The following is a 5,536-nucleotide window of genomic DNA, read 5'->3' as shown; positions in this document are numbered from 1 at the left end:
ATATTAATCTATTTATATTGGTATTTTTGTAGGAATAGTAGACTTGCTAGGTGATTGTGGTTCAATAGCAAATATATTCAAGTTAATAGATCCTATACATGGGCCATATTCCTTGTCTGGACCTGTAAATTTTAATGTATGTTTTCCTTTATACATAGATATCTCCCACCAATATACTTGTGCATTAGCTACTCTCCAATCTATAGTTCTTGGTAATACTTCCCCATCATTAAAATATTGATTATCAACTGCTATTTTTAAAGTCCTATCTTTATCCCCTGATAAATATAATATTCCTAAAAAATAAACAGCACTTTTTGTAACATCTACCGTAATTGTTGCAGTTCCTTTTTTTTCTCCTCCTAAAAATCCTACAAATTTAGTATTAACATCAATTTCTGCACTTCCTGCTAATGTTGCATTCATAAGAAAATAAGAGTCACCTGGAATTACTTGAGACGGAACTGTTGATGTTGAATTATTCAATGAAAACTTTCCCAAATCAGGAGAATGATTAACTCCATCACCATAAAATTTAATTGCATTATCACCTTGACTTAATCTAAGACTTGTTGTAAAAATACCATTATCAGATGGATCTACTAAATAAATTTTTCCTGTATTTATTCCATTAACATCTATTTTCAATGGTCTTGGAGCATTATCTGTATTTATATAATTTAATATCATATTATATTGGTCAGTAATTTGTACTCTTACAGTTACTGTAGAAGCTCCTTTTGTTGTTCCTCCAATGTTAATAGCATAAGTTCCAGACTGATTTAATCTTGCTCCTCCCTCAAAGTTTCCATTAGCCACACTATAAATACCTGATTCTAATTCAATATTTTTAACAATAGCAACCTGCCCAAAATCTGGAGCAAAATTTATTCCATTACCATGAAATCTAATAGAATTATTACCCCTATTTAAAGTTACAATTACAATAAATATTTTTGCATCATCTACATTAGAAGTATCAGTTACTGGTGGGTTAAAAATTTCTTTTAATTCTATATTGTTAATATCTAACTTAAAAGATCTATTTTCTTCTGAAAGATACTGTATTAATAATTTATATTCTGTTGTTACCTCCACATTTACTGTTATTGTTGCTGACCCTTCTCTAGGGCCTCCTATCCAAGAAACAAAATTATTTTCTAAATTTAATTGTGCTCCATCAGCCAGTACTCCATCAGATATATTATATGTTCCTTGAGGCAATACTGAAGAAAATGGAGATACTTTAAAAGTTATTCCTTCTGAATTAATTTGAAAAAACACTTTAGATAAATCGATATTTTTAAAGCTAGAAGCTAAATTTGAAGGTGCATCAATAACTGCTCCTTGTATTTTTAATCCATCTTCTTTCTCTAAATGACTAATTCTAAGATAATCTCCATAATTAAAAGATTCTCCATCTAAATCACGACTAAATTTATTTGCATTTTCTGTGCCCATAACAAACCCTTTTGCTTTCATTTTTCCATCTCTATCATATAAAACTACACTAAAATACATTGTATTAAGATATATATTAGCTAATTCACTTGTAGATTTACAAAGCAATGTATTATAATTTGTATCAAATTCTAAAGTAGCTATCAAATTACCACATAACCCAAAGAATTTGAATATATTACTTTCTAAAGAAGTAGTCTTAAACTTTAAAGAAACTGTACCTAAATTAGGAGCATAATTTAATCCATCCCCATGAAATTTGAGAGTATTTTTACCAAATTTTAATTTAACAGATAAAAGAAAAGTTTTAATATGAAGTGTTGTTAATCCTCCAGTATCAGGTAATTTATAAATAACTCCTGTAGTTATATTATTAACATCAATACTTAAGTTTCTATCTTCACTAGCTATATACTGAATAGCTAATTCATAAGAACCTGCTTGAGTAACATTTACTTCTATTGTAGAAGCTCCATCTTTTACCCCGCCTATAAAAGTTACAAAATTAGTAGAAATATCAATTTTAGCTCCATTTGTTAATGAGCCCTTAGCTATATTATAAACTGCTTCTACTTCATCGTTACTTGATATATTATTACTTGATTCATTTGAACCTGTAGGTATTGTAATTGTGTTAATAGATTTAATTGAAAATTTAACCAAATCAGGTGAATAATTTATCTCATCACCATAAAATTTAATTAAACTATTTCCTGCCTTTAATGATATAGGAATAGTAAAATTTTTTGCATCTGATATGGTCCATCCATTAGTAATTTCAGGTCTATAAACTTTACCAGTATTTTCTCCATTAATATCTATTTTTAAAGTTCTTACTTCAGCAGAAATATAAGTTAAAATCAAATTATAAATTCCACTTTCATTTACATTTACAGTTACTTTAACTGAACCTTTTTTAGTTCCTCCTAAAAATGTAACTATTTCTCCTGAATCATTTAATCTAGCCCCATCTGAAAGTGAACCTTCTGCTATATTATAAAAAGATGATGGAAATGGTACTGCCACTTTATCTATTTCAATTTTAAACAAATCTGGTCCATAGTTTATTCCATCTCCATGAAATTTAATTATATTATTTCCTAAATTTAGAGGAATAGTCACAGAAACTATAACAGTTTCTGGAGAAATAGCTTGCACATTATAAATACTTCCAGTATTTATACCATTAATATCTATTGTAAGAGGAGAATTATCTCCTTGTGCTGTTATATTCAAATTATATCTACCAGTTTTAGCTGCAACATAATTTATTAATACTGAACCATCAACCTCTCCACCTAGCCATCCAACCACTCCATCTTCTATAACTTTTGCTCCATTTATCAATATTCCTTCAGTTAAGTTTAAAGTAGTTGGTATTGTTATAGATTTAAGTCTCATCATTCCTAAACTTGGACCATAATCTTGTCCATTTCCATGAAATACTATTTCATTATTTCCTTCCATAAAAAATATTGGTACAGTAAAGGTTTTTGCATCACTAACATTCCCTCCTAATGTTTTTGGCAAAAAATAAATAGATCCCTTGTTACTTTCATTAATATCAATTTTTAATGGTCTATCAGTATCCGCTGAAATATATTGAAATTCTAAAGCATATAATCCCATATTATCAATATTTACATTTACAACAACCTTTCCATCACTTGGACCACCTATCCACACTACAAAATTTGTAGTATCTTCTACTTTTGCTCCTGAACTTAAAGTTCCTAAAGCTATATTATATTCATTATTTTCTGTTATAAATTTATTTGTTAATGAAAGAGTAATAGATTCTAAATCTGGGGAAATCCTTTCCCCATCTCCATGAAATTTAATTAAATTTTTTCCAGCATTTAAAGATAAAGGTACCGTAAATGTTTTTGCATTAGTAATATCTCCACCATAAGTTACTGGTGGATTATAAATTGTATTACTTTTAATATTATTTATATCTATACTTAAAAAACTACTTTCATTAGCTAAATATTTTATTGTCCCAATATAAGTTCCTTCCTTTTCTATATTTACAGTTATAGTAACACTTCCATCAATTGCTCCCCCTAACCATTCTACAAAATTATTATTTGAATTTACTTTAGCACCATTAGATAATATGCCTTCGCTTAAACTATAGTTTGTCTGGGATTCTGAACTAAATATTGAACTTATAGCATTATTTTGTTCATTAAAGGTGTTTAAAATAACAAATTCTGATTTATTAGATTTAATTAAGAATTTACCTTTTGGAACATTAGAAAAAATATAAATACCATTAGAATTAGTTACTGTAAATGCTAAAGGATTAAGAGATTTATTACTATTTATACTATAAAGAATAACGTTAGTATTAGGAATGATTTTATTGTTATTATCTGTTATTACCCCTGATATAATTCCTGTTGATGAATTTTCATTGAAATTCAATTTATTTATTGTAGAATTTATCTTTCCCATCTGTATATTTTCTTGAAATTGAGATGTAAAATATCCAAGAGCTGATATTGTAATATTATATAAACCTTCTTCTAATTCACTAAATATATATTCTCCTTCCTTATTGGTATAGGTTATTGCTCTTAATATTGCTAAATTATTATTTATTTTATGTAGTGTTACTACACATCCCATTAGTAATTTTTTTGTAGAAGAATTTATTGCTATACCCTTTATAATTCCTAAATTATATTTTGAATCATCTAATAAATTAAAATTTATCTCAGTAGTTTTTTCAGGTGAAAAATTCAAATCATATTTTTCTTGTTTTATTTGCATAAAAATCTCCTTCTTTTACCATAGTACTTATCCTTCATATTATTTCATATTATTCTATAGTTTTTTTTTGGATACTCTTCTAATAGTTTTATTGCTATTTTTTAATAAAAAAACACTGTTAATAAAATAAATTAATATTAATTTATTTTATTAACAGTACTTTGTTTTCTATATTTAAACATATTTTATTCTTCTTTATTATATTTTTTTCTTTGCAATACTAATATTATTACTATTGCAATAATAATAACTATTGTAGTTATTATACTAGCTTCTGGTCCAAATATTCCACCATTTATAATATTAACATCAATTATACCTGTTTTAAATAAACTTCCTCCTCCTACTATATCTCCACTAACAATAAATCCAAATATATTTCCTTGGCAAAAATTCCATGCAGCATGCAAAGCACAAACTCCCCATATACTTTCTTCATAAATAGCATATAAACAATCTAATATTCCAAATAAACTTAAATTAAAAATAGCAATAAAATTTACACCTTTTCCTGTTATATGAATAAGTCCAAAGTAAATAGATGTTAAAAGTATTGAAAATATAACTCCTTTTTTTACAGCTATAGATGGAAACATATATCCTCTAACCATAATCTCTTCTGATGCACCTAAGATTATCCAACTTATTAATACATATATATATGAAATTATGTCTGAAAAATTAGTGTTTATTTTATTAAAAGAAATTTTTCCGCATCCTAATGATACTATTGTTAAAGCTATAACTGATAACATTATAATTCCTATTAAAAATCCAATTAAATATTTTAAAAATATATTTTTATTTAAAGGTAAACCTAAAGTAAAAAAACTTCTTTTTTCTTTAAATTCAGCTATTAAATAATAAATTAATATAGCTCCACTAGTATATTGTAATAAATTAAACTGAAAAAAATCATTTAAATATTCTTCACTATACCCAATAGTAAAGGCTAAAAGTAATCCAACTACTATACCTGGAATTAAGCTTAGTAAAGGAGAAATTAATATAAATGGTATACTTGATAAAGTTCCCTTTTTTTCAGCTTCCATTGTCATTTTAAATAATCCTTTTTTTGTATCAAATATTTTCATTAGTCTTTCTTGCTACTAAAAATATTTTAGTAGTATTCTTCCCTTCTTAATTTTTAAATTTAAAATCTTTATTATAAAAATATTTTACAAAATTTATTATATCACTTTGCAAAATTCACTTTTAATAGTTAAATTATTTATATATTAAAGTAGACCTGTTTAAATATATTAAATATTTTAAAAATCAATATTAATATTAATAT

At 25.8% G+C, this 5,536-nt stretch carries 2 protein-coding genes; both read right to left on the bottom strand.

Features of this window, described 5'->3' with window-relative positions; all coding sequences use genetic code 11:
- Positions 1–12: 12 nt before the first annotated feature.
- Positions 13–4,239 (bottom strand): putative mucin/carbohydrate-binding domain-containing protein, encoded by a 4,227-nt coding sequence (locus tag GBZ86_RS12050; RefSeq protein WP_152890997.1) that lies wholly within the window; start codon positions 4,237–4,239, stop codon positions 13–15.
- Positions 4,240–4,424: 185 nt separating this feature from the next.
- Positions 4,425–5,333: a CPBP family intramembrane glutamic endopeptidase gene (locus GBZ86_RS12045; protein ID WP_152890995.1), complete on the bottom strand. Its 909-nt coding sequence runs from the start codon at positions 5,331–5,333 to the stop codon at positions 4,425–4,427.
- Positions 5,334–5,536: the final 203 nt, after the last annotated feature.

The organism is Clostridium tarantellae (genome assembly GCF_009295725.1).
Lineage (GTDB): Bacteria > Bacillota > Clostridia > Clostridiales > Clostridiaceae > Sarcina > Sarcina tarantellae.
Note: the sequence above shows the minus strand (reverse complement) of the source record. Positions and strands in the feature narration are given on the sequence as shown.